The sequence below is a fragment of the Janthinobacterium sp. GW460-12-1-14-LB5 genome (assembly GCF_059423585.1).
Map to the genome: position 1 here is coordinate 99,526 of NZ_JBWKYD010000007.1, position 17,538 is coordinate 117,063.

General features: G+C 64.8%; 19 protein-coding genes. 5 read left to right on the forward strand and 14 right to left on the reverse strand.

What is annotated here, in order from left to right; all coding sequences use genetic code 11:
• Positions 1 to 26: 26 nt before the first annotated feature.
• The 3 genes from AC07X6_RS09035 to AC07X6_RS09045 all read left to right on the forward strand — a co-directional run bounded on the left by AC07X6_RS09035 (position 27) and on the right by AC07X6_RS09045 (position 3,645).
• Positions 27 to 494, forward strand: a complete 468-nt coding sequence (locus AC07X6_RS09035) for a (2Fe-2S)-binding protein (RefSeq protein ID WP_494790732.1) — start codon at positions 27 to 29, stop codon at positions 492 to 494.
• A complete protein-coding gene (locus tag AC07X6_RS09040; protein ID WP_494790733.1) occupies positions 487 to 2,805 on the forward strand; it encodes a xanthine dehydrogenase family protein molybdopterin-binding subunit in 2,319 nt (772 codons plus the stop codon). Before AC07X6_RS09035 ends, AC07X6_RS09040 begins: the two co-directional genes overlap by 8 nt.
• Positions 2,806 to 2,979: 174 nt before the next feature.
• Positions 2,980 to 3,645, forward strand: coding sequence for a dienelactone hydrolase family protein (locus tag AC07X6_RS09045; protein WP_230540861.1), 666 nt, complete (start codon positions 2,980 to 2,982; stop codon positions 3,643 to 3,645).
• A 9-nt stretch (positions 3,646 to 3,654) separates the two neighbouring features.
• Here the strand turns inward: AC07X6_RS09045 and fghA are convergent, their stop codons facing one another.
• The 7 genes from fghA to AC07X6_RS09080 all read right to left on the reverse strand — a co-directional run bounded on the left by fghA (position 3,655) and on the right by AC07X6_RS09080 (position 9,140).
• Positions 3,655 to 4,521: an S-formylglutathione hydrolase gene (fghA, locus tag AC07X6_RS09050; RefSeq protein ID WP_494790734.1), complete on the reverse strand. Its 867-nt coding sequence runs from the start codon at positions 4,519 to 4,521 to the stop codon at positions 3,655 to 3,657.
• 56 nt (positions 4,522 to 4,577) lie between these two features.
• The gene (locus tag AC07X6_RS09055) at positions 4,578 to 5,441 is read right to left on the reverse strand and encodes an NAD-dependent protein deacetylase (RefSeq protein ID WP_494790735.1); all 864 of its coding nucleotides are present in this window, start codon (positions 5,439 to 5,441) and stop codon (positions 4,578 to 4,580) included.
• A 48-nt stretch (positions 5,442 to 5,489) separates the two neighbouring features.
• Positions 5,490 to 6,161: a signal peptidase I gene (lepB, locus tag AC07X6_RS09060; RefSeq protein WP_494790736.1), complete on the reverse strand. Its 672-nt coding sequence runs from the start codon at positions 6,159 to 6,161 to the stop codon at positions 5,490 to 5,492.
• Between the two features lie 162 nt (positions 6,162 to 6,323).
• Positions 6,324 to 6,569: a hypothetical protein gene (locus AC07X6_RS09065; protein WP_230540858.1), complete on the reverse strand. Its 246-nt coding sequence runs from the start codon at positions 6,567 to 6,569 to the stop codon at positions 6,324 to 6,326.
• Entirely contained in the window at positions 6,566 to 6,817 is a 252-nt protein-coding gene (locus AC07X6_RS09070; protein ID WP_230540857.1) for a hypothetical protein, read from the reverse strand. Before AC07X6_RS09070 ends, AC07X6_RS09065 begins: the two co-directional genes overlap by 4 nt.
• 126 nt (positions 6,818 to 6,943) lie before the next feature.
• Positions 6,944 to 8,518, reverse strand: a complete 1,575-nt coding sequence (locus AC07X6_RS09075) for an oleate hydratase (protein ID WP_494790737.1) — start codon at positions 8,516 to 8,518, stop codon at positions 6,944 to 6,946.
• A gap of 79 nt (positions 8,519 to 8,597) precedes the next feature.
• Entirely contained in the window at positions 8,598 to 9,140 is a 543-nt protein-coding gene (locus AC07X6_RS09080; RefSeq protein WP_494790738.1) for a GNAT family N-acetyltransferase, read from the reverse strand.
• A gap of 81 nt (positions 9,141 to 9,221) precedes the next feature.
• Here AC07X6_RS09080 and AC07X6_RS09085 point away from each other — a divergent pair, with 81 nt between their 5' ends.
• Positions 9,222 to 9,614, forward strand: coding sequence for a VOC family protein (locus tag AC07X6_RS09085; protein ID WP_230540854.1), 393 nt, complete (start codon positions 9,222 to 9,224; stop codon positions 9,612 to 9,614).
• Position 9,615: 1 nt separating this feature from the next.
• Here the strand turns inward: AC07X6_RS09085 and AC07X6_RS09090 are convergent, their stop codons facing one another.
• Entirely contained in the window at positions 9,616 to 10,200 is a 585-nt protein-coding gene (locus AC07X6_RS09090) for a DinB family protein (RefSeq protein WP_494790739.1), read from the reverse strand.
• Between the two features lie 239 nt (positions 10,201 to 10,439).
• Here AC07X6_RS09090 and AC07X6_RS09095 point away from each other — a divergent pair, with 239 nt between their 5' ends.
• Entirely contained in the window at positions 10,440 to 11,363 is a 924-nt protein-coding gene (locus AC07X6_RS09095) for an HDOD domain-containing protein (protein WP_494790740.1), read from the forward strand.
• Positions 11,364 to 11,377: 14 nt separating this feature from the next.
• Here AC07X6_RS09095 and AC07X6_RS09100 read toward each other — a convergent pair whose 3' ends face one another.
• The 6 genes from AC07X6_RS09100 to AC07X6_RS09125 all read right to left on the reverse strand — a co-directional run bounded on the left by AC07X6_RS09100 (position 11,378) and on the right by AC07X6_RS09125 (position 17,527).
• Positions 11,378 to 12,079 carry an ABC transporter ATP-binding protein gene (locus tag AC07X6_RS09100; protein ID WP_494790741.1) on the reverse strand — a complete coding sequence of 234 codons (702 nt, stop codon included), beginning with the start codon at positions 12,077 to 12,079 and terminating at the stop codon, positions 11,378 to 11,380.
• Positions 12,080 to 12,107: 28 nt separating this feature from the next.
• Positions 12,108 to 12,821, reverse strand: coding sequence for an ABC transporter ATP-binding protein (locus tag AC07X6_RS09105; RefSeq protein ID WP_494790742.1), 714 nt, complete (start codon positions 12,819 to 12,821; stop codon positions 12,108 to 12,110).
• Positions 12,814 to 13,788, reverse strand: a complete 975-nt coding sequence (locus tag AC07X6_RS09110; protein WP_494790743.1) for a branched-chain amino acid ABC transporter permease — start codon at positions 13,786 to 13,788, stop codon at positions 12,814 to 12,816. The genes AC07X6_RS09105 and AC07X6_RS09110 overlap by 8 nt, the downstream gene beginning before the upstream one ends.
• Positions 13,785 to 14,657, reverse strand: coding sequence for a branched-chain amino acid ABC transporter permease (locus tag AC07X6_RS09115; protein WP_035817692.1), 873 nt, complete (start codon positions 14,655 to 14,657; stop codon positions 13,785 to 13,787). Before AC07X6_RS09115 ends, AC07X6_RS09110 begins: the two co-directional genes overlap by 4 nt.
• A 104-nt stretch (positions 14,658 to 14,761) precedes the next feature.
• Positions 14,762 to 15,928, reverse strand: coding sequence for an ABC transporter substrate-binding protein (locus AC07X6_RS09120; RefSeq protein ID WP_494790744.1), 1,167 nt, complete (start codon positions 15,926 to 15,928; stop codon positions 14,762 to 14,764).
• 60 nt (positions 15,929 to 15,988) lie between these two features.
• The gene (locus AC07X6_RS09125; RefSeq protein WP_494790745.1) at positions 15,989 to 17,527 is read right to left on the reverse strand and encodes a class I adenylate-forming enzyme family protein; all 1,539 of its coding nucleotides are present in this window, start codon (positions 17,525 to 17,527) and stop codon (positions 15,989 to 15,991) included.
• Positions 17,528 to 17,538 lie beyond the last annotated feature (11 nt).

Sequence of the window (17,538 nt, forward strand, 5' to 3'; positions counted from 1 at the left end):
TTAAAAGTTTCTTATGTATAACACTCATGTATAACATTACCGTCAATGGCCAGCCCTTTGGCACCGAGGCCGACGCCGACACGCCGCTGCTGTGGGTGCTGCGCGACGAAGCCCACTTAAAAGGCACGAAGTTTGGCTGCGGCATCGGCATGTGCGGCGCCTGCACCGTGCACGTCGATGGGCGCGCCATGCGCTCGTGCATCACGCCGATCGCCGCCGTCACCGGTTGCGCCATCACCACCATCGAAGGCTTGTCACCCGATGGTTCGCACCCGCTGCAACGGGCCTGGGTCGCCACGCAGGCGCCCCAGTGCGGCTATTGCCAGTCGGGCCAGATCATGCAGGCGGCCACCTTGTTGAAAGACTATCCGCAGCCGACGGATGCGAATATCGATGCCGTCATGAGCGGCAACCTGTGCCGCTGCATGGCGTATGTACGGATCCGCAAGGCAATTAAACTGGCGGCCGGCATGCAGGAGGCGCCCCGTGTTTAAATTGCCGAAAGAAAATTCAGGCGCCCGCCCCAGCTCGCTGGGCCGGCGCGGTTTCCTGATCGCCGCCGCCGGCACGGGTTTTACCCTGGCTTTCTTGCGCGCCGACAGCTCATTGGCCGCTGGCAAGGCGGCGCCCGTGCAGCGGACAAAGCTCGCCGCGCCCGTGTTCGATCCCAGCATCTGGTTTGAGATTGGCGTCGATGGCATGATCACCGTCAATATCGCCAAGGCGGAAATGGGCCAGCATATCGGCACGGCCCTGGCGCGCATCGTCGCCGAGGAGCTGGAAGCGGACTGGAGCAAGGTACGCCTGCATTATGTGGACACGGACCCGAAATGGGGCGTGATGGTGACGGGCGGCAGCTGGTCCGTCTGGCAGAATTTCGATCCGCTCAGCCGTGCCGGCGCGGCCGGGCGCCTTGCGCTGATCGAGGAGGGCGCGCGCCTGCTGCGCGTGCCCGTGTCCGCCTGCCACGCCCGGCTCGGCGTCGTGCATGGGCGGGGCCGGTCGATTGCCTATGGCGACATCGTGCGCCGTGGCAAGCTGGCGCGCCGCTATACGCCGGAGCAATTGAAGGCCATCGTGCTGAAAACGCCGCAGCAGCGCAGGCTGATCGGCCAGAACGTGCAAGCGCTGGACATTCCTTCGAAAACGGATGGCACGGCCGTGTACGGCATCGATGCGCAGGTCGACGGCATGCTGTATGCGCGCCCGAAGATCCCGCCCACGCGCTACGGCTCGAAAGTGGTGTCCATCGACGACTCGGCGGCAAAGAAAGTGAACGGCTACTTGCGCTCGGTGGCGCTGCAAGACCCCAGCGGAACGGTGCCCGGCTGGGTCATGGTGGTGGCCGACACGTATGCGGCCGCCATGCGCGCGGCCGACCTGGTGCAGGTGAAATGGCGGGCCGGCGCGGCGGCCCACGTGTCGGAGCAGGATATCGTCAACTATGCGGGCAAGCAGCTGGCCGACGCCAGCCTGGGCGCGCGCGTGGTCGACGATGATGGCGTGGAGCAAGCGTTCAAGGATGCCAGCCTGCAACTGGAACGCCATTACACGACCAGCACCGTGCTGCATTTCCAGCTCGAACCCGTGAATGCGCTGGCGCAGGAAATCGACGGCGTCTGGCACATTCATGCGGGCAACCAGTGGCAATCGTTGATCTTGCCCGTGCTGGCGCAGGCGCTCAAGGTGGAGCAGGACAAGGTGATGCTGCATACCTATCTGCTCGGCGGCGGCTTCGGGCGGCGCCTGAATGGCGATTATTGTGTGCCGGCCGCGCTGGCGGCGCAAGCCGTGGGGCGTCCCGTCAAGATGATCTGCACGCGGTCCGACGATGCGCGTTTCGATTCGCCCCGTTCGCCATCCGTGCAGCATGTGCGCATGGCGTTCGACGAGGCCGGCAAGGTGTCGGCGATGGTGCACGAGGCCAGCGCGGGCTGGCCCACGCAAGCGATGATTCCCGCCTTGCTGGCCAAGGATAAGCAGGGCCATCCGTACGACCCGTTCGCCATCGCCGGCGCCGACCACTGGTACGCGGTGGGCGCCCAGCGCGTGCGGGCCGTGTCGAACGACCTGGCCAACAGCAGTTTTCGCCCCGGCTGGCTGCGCTCCGTGGGGCCGGGCTGGACGAATTGGGCGGTGGAAAGTTTCATGGACGAGGCGGCGCAGGCGGCCAAGGTCGATCCGCTGGCCTTCCGCCTGTCCTTGCTGCAGGCCACGGGGCGCAATGCGGGCAGTTCGCCGAACGCCGTCGGCGGCGCCGCGCGCCTGGCCCACGTGCTGCGGCGGGTGGCGGACAAGGCGGGCTGGGGCACGGCCATGCCGCCCGACACGGGCCTGGGCATCGCCGCCACGTTCGGCCAGGAACGCGATATGCCCACCTGGACGGCCTGTGTTGCCCGGGTGAAAGTTGACCGCAGCACTTGCATGGTGAAAGTCGAAAAGCTGTTCATGGTGATCGACGCGGGCAGCATCGTCGATCCCGATGGCGCGCTGGCGCAGGCGGAAGGGGGCGCCCTGTGGGGCGTGAGCATGGCCTTGCATGAAGGCACGGCGTTCCTCAACGGCGAAGTGAAGGATACCAACCTGAACACTTACACGCCGCTGCGCATGGCCGACGTACCCGAGCTCGACATCGAATTTGTTGCCAGTACGCAAACGGCGACGGGCATGGGCGAGCCGCCCACGACGGCCGTGGCGCCGGCCATTGGCAACGCCATCTTTGCCGCCGTGGCCTCGCGCGTGCGGCATTTGCCGATCCGCCCGGAAGCCGTGCTCAAGGGGCTGGACCGGCACGGCGCCGTCTGATGCGGGCGCGTGGCAAATTTGACGTGCGCCGCGCGTGAACGGACGCAGGCTGGTACACTGAGGCTTGCCGCTCAGGGCGCGCAGGCGACGCCCGTTCCGGCAAGATCAGCGCAAAATCTGTGCAACAGCACATTTTGACTTCAGCTTGATTTCAGCTCGATAGCGGAGGCAGCCATGCAAGAACAATTTGTCAGCATCACGGCCGATGAACTTCAAATGGACGGCGTGCTTGAAATGCCCGAGCGGCCGGTGGGCATCGTCCTGTTCGCCCATGGCGCGGGCGCCGACAGCGACTATCTGGGCGCCTCCAGCCATGCCACTTCCCAGGATTTTCTACGAGCGGGCATCGCCACCCTGCGTTTCGACCAGGGCGGTGTCGGGCCCGGCGGCGGCAGCAATGGCCACGCGTATTTCGTGCGCAGCGACATCGTGCTGCTGGCGCGCCAGCTGGAAAAAGCCCTGGGCTGGCTGCAGGTCGACCCGTCCACGCGGCGCTTGCCCTGCGGCCTGTATGGCTATGGCACCAGCGCGGCCGTCGTGATGCAGCTTGCGGCCTGGCGCAGCGCGGAAATCGCCGCGCTGGCCGTCTGCGATGGCCAGGTGGAAATGGCAGGCAAGGCGGCGCTGGAAAACGTGCGCGTGCCTTCGTTGCTGATCGTGGGCGGACGCGACCCCGACGTGGCCGGCCTGAACCGCATGGCGTTTGCCACCTTGCGCTGCGACAAGCAACTGGAACAGATCGCCGCGCCTGGCGGCCCCGACACGCGCCACCAGGCGGCCTTGCTGGCAACGGACTGGTACACGCGCCATTTCAACGGGCATACCAGCACGGGGCAATAGCGTTGCAGATCAGGCGGCGCGCAAATTTTGCGCATGGAAGCGCACGTGCTCTTCCATGAAGCTGGCGATAAAGTAATAGCCGTGGTCATAGCCGGCATGGCGGCGCAGTTGCAAGGGCTGGCCGGCGTCGCGGCATGCCGCTTCGAACACCTCGGGGTACAGTTGCTCCGGTAAAAACTTGTCGGCCAGGCCCTGGTCGATCAAGATGCCGTTAGGAAATAGTAAGGGCTGGCCCTGCAGGCCGCGCATCAGCGCGCTGGCGTCGTATTGCTGCCAGCTGGCTTCGTTGCTGCCCAGGTAGCCCGTGAACGCCTTTTTCCCCCACGGGCACTGGCTCGGTGCGGCGATGGGGGCAAAGGCGGATACGGAGCGGAACAGTTCAGGATTGCGCAAGGCCAGCACCAGCGCGCCGTGGCCGCCCATCGAGTGGCCGAAAATGCCCGTGCGCTGCGCGTCGATGGCCAATTCCTGCTCCAGCAGGGCGCGCAATTCCAGGATGTAGCTGTACATGCGGTAGTGGCCGCTCCAAGGCGCTTCGGTGGCATCGACGTAAAAGCCGGCGCCCGCGCCGAAATCCCAGGCATCTGTCTCGCCCGCGATGTTGGCGCCACGGGGGCTGGTGTCGGGGGCGATCAGGATCAGGCCTTCTTCGGCGGCCACGCGCTGGGCGCCGCCCTTGATCATGAAGGTTTCTTCCGTGCAAGTCAGGCCCGCCAGGAAAAACAGGGCGGGGCGTTTGGTGGTGACCACGCTGCCCGGCGCCGTGTCGGGGATGAAGGCCGAAAAACGCATGGGCAAGCCGGTGGCTTGCGCATCGTGGCGATAAAAGCGTTGTACGCCGCCAAAACAGGCGTGTTCACTCAACAGTTCCAGCATGAATTCTCCTCGTCAATCCCACAGTATAGCGAGAGCGGCATGCCGCCGGCTCGGGATCAGCCCAGCATGGCCGCTAACGCAGGCAGGATGTCCTGTGCCGGCGCTTCGGTCTTGAAGGCCAGCAAATGGTCGGCGCGCGTCTTGCCCAGGTTGATGGCAGCCACGGGCTTGCCCGTTTCGGCCGCCATGCGGCACAGGCGAAAGCTCGAATACACCATGACGGACGAGCCAACCACCAGCAAGGCGCCAGCTTCTGTCATCTTGCGCTCGGCTTCGGCCGCGCAGGCGGCGGGCACGCCGTCGCCGAAAAACACCACATCGGGCTGCAGGGTGCCGCCACAGCGGGGACAGACGGGCAGGTGGAAGGTGGCCAGCTGCGATGGCTCCAGCAGGGCGTCGCCGTCGGGCGCCGGCGTGGCCGTGGCGCCCAGCATCTGGGGATTGTCATGTTCCAGCATGTCCTGGATCAGGCGCCTCGTGTGCCGGGCGCGGCAATCGAGGCAGATCGCGCCATGTATGCTGCCGTGCAACTCCGTGACGGCCGCGCTGCCGGCCTGCTGGTGCAGGCCATCCACGTTTTGCGTGACCAGGCCGCCGATGAGCCCGCGCTGCGCCAGCTCCGCGATGGCCAGGTGACCGGGATTGGGCGTGGCGCGCGCGAGGGTGGGCCAGCCCACCATGCTGCGTGCCCAGTAGCGGCGGCGCACAGCTTCCTGGCGGCGAAAGTCCGGTCCTTGCACGGGGGCATTGCCGCGCCGCACGCCATCCGCATCGCGGTAATCGGGAATGCCGGACGCCGTGCTGATGCCGGCGCCCGTCAGCAGCAGTACGTCGGGATGGCGCTGCAGGAACTGCGCCAGCTGCTCAATGGCAAGATCGTCGCTGGCGGGCCGCTGGCTGGCTGATGAAAAGTTTTGCATGATGCGCCATGCTAACCGAAAAGCACGGCGCCGTTGCAAGGGCGATGGTTATTCCAGTTTCATGCCGAAACGCTGCAGCCGCGGCTGCCAATGCTCGTCGATATTGGCCGAGACGAGGATGCGTTCGGCCTTGCCGATCAGCAATTCGCGTGGCACGAAGCCGAAGTAGCGCGAGTCGGCGCTATTGTCGCGGTTATCGCCCAGCATCATGAAGTGATCGGGCGGCACCGTCACGGGGGAAAAGCTGCGCGCCGCCCCTGTAATTTGCGGCAAGACCTGGATGCGGTGCTGTTCCGTCGCATTGCGTTCGCTGACGCGCTGCGCCGTCAGCTGGCCCACGTTGGCGATGGTTTCAGGCGCCGTGTCGAGCGCCGTGTACTGGGCGGGCTGGCCATTGATGATCAGCCGTTCATCGCGCATTTCCACCGTGTCGCCGGGCAGGGCGATGATGCGCTTGATCAAGCGCGTGCCGTCTTTCGGCGAGGAAAAGGTGACGATGTCGCCCCGCTGCGGCTCGCCCAGGCGCTGCAGCACGATGTCGGTGAGCGGCACTTTCAAATTGAAGGCCAGGCGGTTGACGAAGACCACGTCGCCTTCGAGCAGGTTGGGGCGCATGGACGCCGACGGTATCGGATTCCAGTCCGCCACGGCCGTGCGGAACACGCCGAACAGCAGCAGAAACATCAAAAAACCTTTGTTGGCGCGCATCCATGTGCTCATATCGGCTCTTTCGCTGGGCTGTGCCCGTGATGGTGAAGGGAAGCGCCATTGTTGCTGGCGCCATATCACGATGCACGGCAAGGCTGAAGCGAGCCTTAAATCAAACGCATGCGGGGGCCGATGGCGTCACGGTTGTTGCGTGTAAGCATCACCACGCCAGCGTCAGGGATGCCCGCAGGGCGCCTGCGCGTCGTCGTCGCCGTTCTGCAGGCGCTTGCCATGCATGTCATCCCACAGTTCGCCCAGCGCCACCAGCAAGCCGCCGGCCACGAAAGGAACGGCGACCAGCCATGGAATGCTGTCGAGCCAGGGGCCCAGCAGGATGGCCGAGGCCACGGCGATCACGAGGGCGCTGCACCAGAAGCGGCGCGGATGCCGCAGGGTCAGCAGGTAGTGCAGGTCGTTCATAGGTCCTCCTTGGTGAGCATGCGGAACAGCCGGGCGGCCAGGATGCTGCTGACGGCAACGACGATGCAGCCGTCCAGGAAAAACAACACCTTGCCCACCAGATGCATGCCCTGCACGAGATAGGGGGGCAGTTCCTGCACTTCTGCCCACTGCGTCATTCGTGCCAGCACGATGGCGGCGGCAAAGATGACGACGGCCAAGGCCAGCACCAGCAGCACATGTTCGAACAGGCGGTGACGCAATTTCATGTTGGACTTGGAAAGAGTGGGGAAATTCCCGAACCTTGACGTTATCAGTCCGATATCGCCGTGCTTTGCGCTGCGACAAAGTCACGGCCGGTAGGACAAAAACGGCGTTGACGCCGGAAAATACGGCTATTTGAAGGCCTTGATGACGGCGTCCAGCTTGACTTTCAATGACTTGTCGTGCGCGTGGATGGCCGGTACTGCGCGCTGTACGCCGAGCAACTGGTAGACGGCCGTCTGCGCCGCGCGCACCGAGTATTCCACGGTGAACACGACATCGTCGGCAATTTCCACGAATTGGCTGACGAAGGCCAGGTTGATGGAGCCGGCCGGCACGGGCAGCGGGCGGTCGCTTTTTGCGCGGGGCATGAACATGCTGGTGATGTAGGGCATGCGGCAGGGAATGCAATTGGCCGTGGCCATGATGTCGAGGTCGAAATTCAGGTGGCCGCACAGTTCGCGCAGGATGTCCTCGCCGCTGCAGTCGGACATGGGCTTGGCGACGAAGTTGCCGATGCGGTCGGGGTGCAGCGCATAGCCCCAGAATACTTGCACGCCCTCGGGCTGGCCCGCGAAATGCGGCTGGTGCGCCAGCACGATGGATATGAACCAGTTGCTGTCCTTGAAGGTGACGAGGCCGCCCGTGCCCGCGCTGTTGCCCGTGAATTGTTCCATGCGGTCGAAGAAGGCGCTGTCCTTCAGGGTGACCGTGTACGAGGCCCAGTACGATTCCGGGATGCTGCTGTTGAAGGCGGCGGGGCGCCCCAGTTGCGGCCGGCCCTCGGCCAGTTTTTCCCACAGGCGCCAGCCATGGCTGTCGTGCTTCGTGCGTCTGGCCGGCGCGCTGCGCATGCTGCCGTAGCTCGACGCATCCGTCATCGAGGCATTCTGGAAGAACACCAGGTCGCCCGCGGCGACGGGAATCACGTCGGCCAGGCCGCGGCGCTGGCAGTGCAGGGCGGTGGCGCTCAGTCGGCCTTCGGATTCCTGCACCTCGATATCGGTTACCGTGCAATCCATGATGACGTTCACGCCTTGCGCCTGCAGCCAGGCGACCAGCGGGCGCACCAGCGAGTCGTACTGGTTGTAGACGGTGCGCTTGACGCCGGCCAGGGTTTCGATGCGCGAAAACTCCAGCATGAAGCGGTGCAGGTAGCGCTTGAACTCGACGGCGCTGTGCCAGGGCTGGAAGGCGAACGTGGTGGCCCACATATACCAGAATTTGGTATCGAAGAATTCCGGCGAAAGCCAGTCCGTGATGGCGCTGCTGCCCAGGGTGTCCTCGTCGGCTTCCGTCAGCTTCAGCAGTTCCAGCCTGTCCTGCATGGAAAAGCCCATGCTGCTGACGTCGACCTTGAAGCGGTTGCGGTCGACCAGGCGCGCGCGCGAGTGGGGAAGGTGCCGCTCGTTGAAGGCGATGGTTTCGTCGTAGACGCTCTGGCCCGCCTGTTCGAGCGAGGGGATGCTCTTGAACAAGTCCCAGGTGCACTCGTAATTGTCGGTGGTCAACATGCGCCCGCCACGCAGGGTATAGCCATCCTCGGCATTGCCACCGCCGTCGAGGCTGCCCCCCGTCACGGACGACGCTTCGAAGATGGTGATGTTGCTGCCTTGCATACCGCCGTCGCGTATCATGAAGGCGGCCGCGGCCAGCGAGCCGATGCCGCCGCCGACGAGGTAGGCTTTTTTGTCTGTATTGCGCATGTTGTTCCCTGAGTGTGATATTTGCCTATTTTACAACATCAGGGGCGAGCCGCCTGCTCAATAGAGCAACTGCTCGATTTTATTCGATGCCGGGGTGGTCCTTGCGCCGTTCAAAGTACAGCAAGTCCGACCAGGCATCCTGGAAGCGCATGGCTTTTTCCGAGCGGCCATACTGGTGAAAACCGTTGCGCTGCATGACGGCGATCGAGCCCATGTTTTGCGGCCGCGCCGTCGCTTCCAGGCGCCACAGGTCCAGTGCGCCGAACGCTTCTTGCAGCAGCAGGGCGACCACGCGCGTGGCGTAGCCGCGTCCACCGAACCGTTCGCCGATGCGGTAGCCGAGCGCGGCCTTGTTGAAATACGGGCGTGTGACGGCCGTCAGGTTGACCCTGCCGATGATTTGCCCGTCCAGCGTGGCCAGGTACTGGTGCGCCGTGTCTTTCTCGCGTTCGCGCTGCGCCTGTTCGATGGCGGTGGCGATGCCCTCGGCAGTGTAGTAGGACGGCGCCCGGGCCGTGACCCAGGATTCAAAATAGGTGCGGTTGTCGAGTTCGAAGGCCAGCAGGGCGGGGAGGTCGGCGCTGGTCGGCGTTTGTAATTGGAGGCGGTCGAGGTCGGGCATGGAATCTGGCTGGAAAGTAATGCGCCATTATAATCAGCTGGCCCCTTTCGCCGCACATGCTTGAATTCATGGAGGAGCAGCATGCTGTCCCATATTTGCCTTGGCACCAACGACTTTCCCCGCGCGTATGTTTTCTATGCGGCCCTGTTGGGAGAACTCGACTTGATCGAAAAATTTCATGATCCGGCCAAGCCCTGGGCGGGCTGGATGGCGCAGCAGGCGCCGCGCCCCTTGTTCGTGCTGACGGCGCCGCATGACGGCTTACCGGCGACGCCCGGCAATGGCCAGATGACGGCCCTGCTGGCGGCCAGCCGTGCGCAGGTGGACCGCTGCTACCAGGCCGTGCTGGCGCTGGGCGCCGCGTGCGAAGGGCCGCCCGGATTGCGGCCCCATTACCACGCCAACTACTATGGCGCGTATTTCCGCGACCTCGACGGCAACAAGCTGTGCGTCTGCTGTCACGCCGAAGAATGATTCAGCGCGCTCCCCAGACGTCGTCCTCCGTCCAGCCCAGCTCCGCAAAATCCTGCGCCCGCTCGCCCGCTTCGCCGGCGCAATAGAATTCGTCGAGCTGGGGCGGCGCGATGCGCGTGCCGGCCAGCATGGCGTGCACTTGCCCCCGGTGGTGGATCTGGTGCTGGAACAGATGCGCCAGCAGGCGCAGGCGCGTGTCCACTTGCGGCGTGTCGCGCAATATCGTCACGGGCCGCGCCAGATCCGCGTCGCACAGGCTGCGGCAATGCGCGATCAGGCGCAGGTCCGAGGCGCGCTGCGCCGCGTGCAGGGTCGCACAATCGGTGAATGGCTCGTCCTGTTCAAAGAAGGCATAGCAGTCGGCATGCGGCGCCTCGCCGCGCAGCTCGCGCTCGAGCGCGTCGAGATAAAACCAGTCGCATGTGAGGATGTGGTTCAGGGTGAACTGGATGGTGGGGAAAAAACTCACGCGCGTGGCCTGGAACTTGGCCTGGGTCAGCCGCCCGCAAGCCTTCAGCAGGCGGTGGTTGGCCCAGGCGTTGTTATACGCCTGGGCGGTGACGTACTGGGCCAGCGGATTGTTCATGATGTACCTTGCAAGGCAGGAGACCTGCGGGAGTGCCACTGTAGCACTTTGCGGCAGGCGGACAACGCCGGCCACGTCCGCCGCACCAGTACTGCCGTCATCAAGTAAAATCGCGCAGCGGATTTCGCGATAGTGATGCATATAAGGTTTGGACAGCAATGGGTTGGATAGGAAAATTACTGAACGGCGGCGACGACAAAAACAAGGCTGCGCCAGTTACGCCGGCAGCGGCGCCCGAGATGGCACGGCCGCCAGCCAGCATCAGCGAAATCGATGCCATCTATTACCGCTGGCTGGCGGCCGCCGGTTCGGCGCAGGCTCCGGCGGAGGCAGAACGGCAGATTCTGGATGAATTGACGCGCCTGGCCCGTGAGCCGGTCGCTGGCGCTGCGCTGATACCGCGCATACCGGCCATCATTCCCCAGTTGATGCGGACTTTGCAAAATGAAAACATGAGCGCGGCCGAGCTCTCGCGCCAGCTGGCGCAGGACGTGCTGCTGGTCGCCGAGGTCTACCGCGAAGCGAACCGGCCCCGCTACCATTCGCGCTACAACGCCAGCCCGTCGATTAACAACATGGAAGGCGCCATCATGCTGCTGGGGCAAAACGGCATGCGCATGCTGCTCGCCCGCGTCGCCTTCCGTCCCATCGTCAGCATGCAGAGCGGCGGCCTGACCATACGCACGGCGCCGCTGATCTGGCGCCAGTCCGAGAAATGCGCACTGGCGGCCAACCTGGTCGCGCCGGCCATGCAGGCCAACGCCTTCGACGCCTATCTGGCGGGACTGATGGCCAATGTCGGCCTGGTGGTGGCGTTCCGCCTGATCGACCAGATGCATGCGCCCGATGCCTTCCCGCAATCGGACGCCTTCATTGCCCAGGTGTTTGCGCAAGCGCGCATCCTGTCGGTGCGGATCGCCGAGTTATGGGAGTTTCCCGAGTCCGTGACCCGCGCGATCGGGCATGCCGGCGCCGATGCCCACGCCGATGCCGATCCGCAGGCGCGAGCGCTGGCGCTGGGCGATCGCTTGAGCAAGCTGCGCATGCTGGTCGACACCGGCCGCTTTCCTGCAGATGATCCCTTCGTGATGACGGGACTGAGCAAGGCCGAGCTGCAGGTGTTTGACAAGCTGGCCGACGACGAGGACGACGACGAGGGTTGATGATTGCAGGCCGCTCAGCGCGCAAAATACAGCGCATGCAGGTGCTCGAGGTCGACATCACGCGCTGCCTGCGACAGCGCCACCTTACCGCTTTGCATCAGGTAGACGTGATCGGCCACGCCCACGGCGCGCGCCGTGTTCTGCTCCACTAAAATGATGGTGCGCTTGCCGTCATTCAGGCGCGCGAGGATGTCGAACAGCTCGTTGACCACCAGCGGCGCCAGGCCCAGCGACGGCTCGTCGATGATCAGCAGCGACGGGTCCGACATCAATCCGCGCGCCATCGCCAGCATCTGCGCCTCGCCGCCGGAGAGCGAGCCGGCCAGCTGCCTGCGCCGTTCATGCAGGCGCGGGAACATGGCGTAGGCTTCGGCCAGGCGCGCCGGCATGTGGCTGCGGTGCTCCTTCGGAAAAGCGCCCATGATCAGGTTTTCTTCCACGCTCATGTCGCGAAACGTCATGCGGCCTTCCGGGATCATCGTGACCCTCGCGTCGCTCATCTTCCACGTCGGCGTGCCGTTGATGGCCTGGCCGTCGAGCGCGATGCTGCCCGCGCCCACGGGCAGCAGGCCCATGATGGCGCGCAGCAGGGTCGTCTTGCCGGCCCCGTTCGGGCCGATGATGGTGGTCAGCTTGCCCTTCTGGATCGAGAGCGACACGTCCCACAGCACATTGATGGCGCCATAGCCGGCGCGCAGTTGATTTATCTCAAGCATCGTTTCAGGCATCGCTTCAAGCATGGATTCAGGCATGAGCGGCTCCCGTATAGCTTTCGATGACGGCCGGATCGCGGAAGACGCAATCGGGCGTGCCGTCGGCGATCAGCTGGCCAAAATTGAGTACGGCCACGCGCTGGCACAGATTGCTGATGGTTTCGATGTCGTGTTCGATCATGACGATGCCCACGCCAAAGGCGGCGTGCAAGTCCTTCAGCATGCCCATGAAGCGGCGCTTGCCGTTCGTTTCCAGGCCGGCCAGCACTTCGTCTAGCAGCAGCAGTTTCGGGTTCGTCGCCAGCGCCTTGGCCACTTCCAGCGCCTTGAGTTCCGTCAGCGCCAGTTCGCTGGCCGCATCGCGCCCGGCCTTGTCAAGCAGGCTCGTAAAATCGAGGATTTCATCGATCTTGCGCTGGTCCACCTTGCCGGTGCCGAAGCGCTGCGCCACGACGAGATTTTCGCGCACCGTCAGTTCATGCATCGGTTGCGGGATCTGGAAGGTGCGGCCCAGGCCCAGGCGGGCGCGCTGGTACATGGGCGTGGCCATGATGTCGCGTCCCTCGAAGCGGATGTTGCCGCTGGTGGGGCGCACCAGGCCGGAAATGGCATTGAACAGGGTGGTCTTGCCGGCGCCGTTCGCGCCCACCAGGCCGATCACGTCGTGGCTGCCCACCTTTAAGGTGACGCTGTCGACAGCCGTCAGGCCGCCGAAGCGCACGGATACATTATCGAGTTCAAGCATGTGCTTTCTCCTTCGCTTTGAACATGTTTTTCAGCCATTTTTGCAGCAGCGGCAGCAAGCCGTTCGGACTGAAGACGATCATCGCCACCAGCAGCACGCCCAGCACCAGCTGGTGCCCGGTCGGAATCAGCGACTTGAAAATCAGCTGGTCGACCAGGTAGACCACGACCGCGCCCAGCACGGGCCCGAGTATGGTGCGGTAGCCGCCGAAGATGGCCGCCACGATCGGTAACGTGACCCACAGGCTGTTGAAGGCGTAGTCGGGCTCCAGGAAGTTGATGTAGTGGGCGTTGAAGGCGCCGAACAGGCCCGCCATGAAGGCCGACACGAGCAGCATCGCGCCCTTCAGCAAGGTGCTGTTGACGCCGACGACGCGCGTGGCGTCTTCACTGTCGTGCATGGCGCGCAAGGCGATGCCGTAGTGGCTGGCGCGGATGCGGCCGTAGGCAAACGCGCAGCACACCACCAGGGTCAGCACCACCAGGTAGGCGCCCGTCTTGCTGGCCAGGTCGAAGCTGAAGACGGTGGGCAGGGCGGGGATGTTGTTGATGCCGCCGGCGCCGCCCGTCACCGAGCTCCATTCCGTAGCCAGGATGCGGAAGATGTGGGCGTAGGCGAGGATGGCCAGCGCAAAATACGGCCCACGCAAGCGCAGCACGGGCAGCATGATGACGGCGGCGAGGGCCGCGCCCGCGCCACCGAGCAGCATGCCGGCAAACACGGGCACGCCCAGTTTTACGGTGGCCAGCGCCGAGACATACGCGCCCACGCCGAAGAACGCCGCATGGCCGAAGCTGACCATGCCGCCCAGGTTGCCGAGCAGGGCCCAGGACATGGCCACGCCGCCGATGACCAGGGCCGCCACCACCATGCTCATCACGTACTGGTTGCAGCCCAGGGCCAGCGGCACGGCGACGTACGCGGCCAGCAGCAGGGCTGCCGTTGAAAGGAAAGTCGAGCGCTTCATCCGCGCCTCCGTTGTGCGCCGAACAAGCCGTTCGGCATGATGAACAGCACCAGCAGGAACAGCACCATGCCGGACAATTCCTGCAGCGCGGAGCTGGCCAGGGTGACGGTCAGCGCTTCGGCCACGCCCAGCAGCACGGCGGCCAGCAGCACGCCCGGTATCGAGCCGATGCCGGCCAGTACCGTGATGATGAAGGCTTTTACCGTCAGCGCGCCGCCGTAGGCCGGCTGGATCACGCCATAGCTGAACAGCGCCACGCCGGCGAAGGCGGCCAGGATGCCGGCGACCAGAAACGACACCAGTTCCGTGCGGCCCGGGTCGATGCCCATCAGCTTGGCCGCGTCGCGGTTGCTGGAGACGGCGCGCACGGCGCGGCCATACCAGCTGGTCGACAGCCAGCGCCACAGGGCCGCCATCAGCACTAGGCTGACGCCAAAGAAGATCACTTCACTGCGCATGCTGAAAAACGGGCCGATTTCAAAACCTTCCTGCAGCCAGCTGGAAGACGTCGAACGGATGTCGGCCTTCCAGACCAGCAAAATGAAATTGGTGAGGATGACGCCGATGCCGTAGGTGAGGATCAGCGAATTGATTTCGCGGTCCTTCTTGATGCGGCTGACGATCAGGTACACGCCGACTGATGTCAGGCTGACGATCACCAGCGCGATGGGAATGGCGAACATGGGCCCCAGGCCCAGGCCCGACTCCACGCTGTAGGCGATGTAGGCGGCCAGCAGCACCAGTTCGCCGTGCGCCAGGTTGATCACTTTCATGGTGCCGAACACCAGCGCCAGTCCCAGTGCGATCAGGGCGTAGGAACCGCCCTGCAGCAAGCCCGAATACAGGGCTTGCAAGATTAATTCTGTCATGTCGTCATCCCGTCAGGCGGCCCAGGCGCTTCGCGAAGAGGCACCAGGACCGCCGTTCATCGGTGCGCGTCCTGCGGACGCGCGCGTGTGCAGCGGGAGGCTGCCTACCAGGGCAGGGCAGGGTAGGCCAGCTTGCCCGTCGCGTGTTCCTTCGGCCAGACGATCACCACCTTCTTGTCCTGGTGCTGCGCCATGCGGTGCACGAAGTTCTGGTTGTCGCCGTTGGCGGCGAACTGCACCCGGCCGATCAGCGTGTCGCGGTCCGTCTTGCGCATCTCGTCGGCCACGCCGCCTTTTTTAATGGTGCCCTTGTCGGCCGCGCGCGCGATGGCTTCGAACAGCAGCATCGATTGCACATAGCCGAACTGCCCCAGGTAGTCCGGCTCCTTCTTGTACAGCTGCTTGTAGGCGTCGCTGAAGGCCTTGCCGTCGGCCGTCTTGAATTCCGTCGGGAAGGGCAGCAGGGCCGTGCCGAAGACGTTCGGCATCAGGTCGGGGAAGTCGGACGCCATTTTAGGGGTGGCCAGCGACCACACGCCCACCATGGCCTTGATCTTCGGTTTCAGCACGCGGGCGGCGCGGATGATGCCCACGTAATCGTTTTCGTAGCCGACCATGGCCACCACTTCCGATTTATCCTGCAGCTTGATCTTGTTGATGATGGGCTTGAAGTCGGTAATGGCCGGGTCGAACGAGTGCGTCGTCACCTTCACGCCCTTGGCCGCCAGGGCCTTCTCCACGTCCTTGGCCAGGCCCGTGGTGGCGTCCTTGGTCGAATACACGATGGAGACGGACTTGGCGCCCACGTCGGCTAGCAGTCCCAGCATGGCTTTTTCGTAGCCGGCCGTGTTATTGATGCGGAAAAAATTCTTGCGCCCGCTGCTTACCAGACTGTCGTCCACGCCGCCCGAGGTGATGTAGACGAGGCCCAGTTTATTCGCCGTGTCCGAGGCGGGCGAAATATTGTTCGAGCCGTAGCCGCCCGTGATGGCCACCACGCCCTGGCTGGCCAGCTTTTCCACGGCGGCGATGGCCTTGGCGGGCGCCGATTCGTCGTCGACGGTGATGATCTTGATGGTGTGCTTGCCGTTGGTCTTGTTGAATACTTCGGCCGCGACCATGATCCCTTCCTGCATGCCGGCGCCGACACGCGCCAGGTTGCCGGTCAGCGGGATTTCCGCGCCGACCAGGAATTCGTCGGCGCTGGCGTGCGCCATCCAGGCGCTGGCAGCCAGCGCTGCCATGGCGATGCGTGTGTAGGTGCGTTTCATCGTGTCTCCTCCGGTGATGTGGCTTGGTTTTATTGTCGGGTCTGGTACTGCATGGTCAACTTATCGTGCATTCTGCGCCATTTGCCGCAGCTGCCCCTTTAAAATCTTGCCGGTGGCGGCGGCCGGCAGCGCTTCCATGACGATGATGGCGGACGGGCACTTGTACGGCGACAGGGTCTGCGCCAGCCAGGCCTGCAATTGTGCCACGCTGGCGGGCTGGCGCGGATCCAGCTCCACATAGGCGATGACGTCCTCGTTGCCATCGGCCAGGGTGCGTCCGACCACGGCCGACTGCACCACTGATGGGTGGGCGTTCAGGGCCGTTTCCACTTCCAGCGGATACACATTGAAGCCGGAGCGGATGATCAATTCCTTGGTGCGGCCCACGATGAACAGGGCGCCGTCGGGGTCCTGGCGCGCCATGTCGCCCGTATTGAGCCAGCCGCCGTCGCGCATGGTGGCCGCCGTCATGGCCGGTTCGCGGTAATAGCCCGCCATGACGTTCGGCCCGCGTATCCATAATTCCCCCGGCTCGCCCGGCGCCACGTCAAGGCCATCGACGCTCACCACGCGCACTTCCACGCCGGGGATCGGCATGCCGACGGAATCGTCCTGGCGCGGCGTTTGCAGGCGCGTCTGGCTGATGGTGGGGGCACTTTCCGTCATGCCGTAGCCATTGTGCAGCGCGGTGCCCAGCAGCTTTTCCACGTCGCGCTTGAGCGACGGCGCCAGCGGCGAGCCGCCCGCATACGCGAAGCGCAGCCGCGTGGGCAGCGGCGTGTCCGGGCCGCCCAGGGTTTGCAGCAGCTTGGCATACATGGCGGGCACGCCCTGCACGATGGTCAAGCCGTCGTCCTTCAGGGCCGAGAGCAGGCCGTCGACGGAAAAGCGCGGCACCAGATACAAGGCGGCGCCCGCATACAGGGTGCCCAGGGCCACCGAGGCCAGGCCGTACACGTGCGAAATCGGCAGCACGCCGTAGGCGCGGTCGGAGCTGCTCAAGCCGCGCAGGGTGCTGGAAACGGCGGCGATGAACAGCAGGTTGCGGTGCGTGAGCATCACGCCTTTTGACTGCCCCGTCGTGCCCGTCGTGTAGATCAGCGCGGCCACCTGTTCGTTGCCGGGCACCGTGTCTTCCGCGATGGCTGCGTCGTTCAATTCGCCCGCCAGCAGCTCGCCCATGCCGTCGACCGTGGCGCTGGCCGCGCCCAGACGCGCCGCATGCGTGGCCGCTTCCGGCGAGGCGCCGGCCAGGAACAGCACGCGCCGCGCCGAACTGTGCGTGGCGATGGTGTCGATCTCGCGCGCCGACAGGCGGGCATTGACGTTGACGATCCACGCGTCGATGCTGGCGGCAGAAAAAATCAGCGCCACCTGCAGCGCGCAGTTCTCGCCCACCACCATCAGGCGGTCGCCGGCGCGCACGTCCAGCCGGCGCAGCAGCTGCGCGGCGCTGTCCACACTGTGCTGCAGTTGGGCGTAGGTCCAGCTGCGCCCACCTTCGTGCAGCGCGGGCGCGTCCGGCGCGCGCGCCGCCCAGTGGGCGGGAATGGCCGACAGGCGCGCCGGCAAGTTGGCCAGCAGGGCGGGAATGTCCATCGCGGCCTCCT

Excerpts from the sequence above, each read along its gene's own strand:
- lepB (WP_494790736.1), bottom strand. The coding sequence starts at position 6,161 with ATGAGCACATGGATGCGCGCCAACAAAGGTTTTTTGATGTTTCTGCTG.
- AC07X6_RS09085 (WP_230540854.1), top strand. The coding sequence starts at position 9,222 with ATGCTGTCCCATATTTGCCTTGGCACCAACGACTTTCCCCGCGCGTAT.
- AC07X6_RS09065 (WP_230540858.1), bottom strand. The coding sequence starts at position 6,569 with ATGAACGACCTGCACTACCTGCTGACCCTGCGGCATCCGCGCCGCTTC.
- AC07X6_RS09035 (WP_494790732.1), top strand. The coding sequence starts at position 27 with ATGTATAACATTACCGTCAATGGCCAGCCCTTTGGCACCGAGGCCGAC.
- AC07X6_RS09080 (WP_494790738.1), bottom strand. The coding sequence starts at position 9,140 with ATGCCCGACCTCGACCGCCTCCAATTACAAACGCCGACCAGCGCCGAC.
- AC07X6_RS09045 (WP_230540861.1), top strand. The coding sequence starts at position 2,980 with ATGCAAGAACAATTTGTCAGCATCACGGCCGATGAACTTCAAATGGAC.
- AC07X6_RS09075 (WP_494790737.1), bottom strand. The coding sequence starts at position 8,518 with ATGCGCAATACAGACAAAAAAGCCTACCTCGTCGGCGGCGGCATCGGC.
- fghA (WP_494790734.1), bottom strand. The coding sequence starts at position 4,521 with ATGCTGGAACTGTTGAGTGAACACGCCTGTTTTGGCGGCGTACAACGC.
- AC07X6_RS09095 (WP_494790740.1), top strand. The coding sequence starts at position 10,440 with ATGGCACGGCCGCCAGCCAGCATCAGCGAAATCGATGCCATCTATTAC.
- AC07X6_RS09070 (WP_230540857.1), bottom strand. The coding sequence starts at position 6,817 with ATGAAATTGCGTCACCGCCTGTTCGAACATGTGCTGCTGGTGCTGGCC.
- AC07X6_RS09090 (WP_494790739.1), bottom strand. The coding sequence starts at position 10,200 with ATGAACAATCCGCTGGCCCAGTACGTCACCGCCCAGGCGTATAACAAC.
- AC07X6_RS09100 (WP_494790741.1), bottom strand. The coding sequence starts at position 12,079 with ATGCTTGAGATAAATCAACTGCGCGCCGGCTATGGCGCCATCAATGTG.
- AC07X6_RS09120 (WP_494790744.1), bottom strand. The coding sequence starts at position 15,928 with ATGAAACGCACCTACACACGCATCGCCATGGCAGCGCTGGCTGCCAGC.
- AC07X6_RS09125 (WP_494790745.1), bottom strand. The coding sequence starts at position 17,527 with ATGGACATTCCCGCCCTGCTGGCCAACTTGCCGGCGCGCCTGTCGGCC.
- AC07X6_RS09105 (WP_494790742.1), bottom strand. The coding sequence starts at position 12,821 with ATGCTTGAACTCGATAATGTATCCGTGCGCTTCGGCGGCCTGACGGCT.
- AC07X6_RS09110 (WP_494790743.1), bottom strand. The coding sequence starts at position 13,788 with ATGAAGCGCTCGACTTTCCTTTCAACGGCAGCCCTGCTGCTGGCCGCG.
- AC07X6_RS09115 (WP_035817692.1), bottom strand. The coding sequence starts at position 14,657 with ATGACAGAATTAATCTTGCAAGCCCTGTATTCGGGCTTGCTGCAGGGC.
- AC07X6_RS09055 (WP_494790735.1), bottom strand. The coding sequence starts at position 5,441 with ATGCAAAACTTTTCATCAGCCAGCCAGCGGCCCGCCAGCGACGATCTT.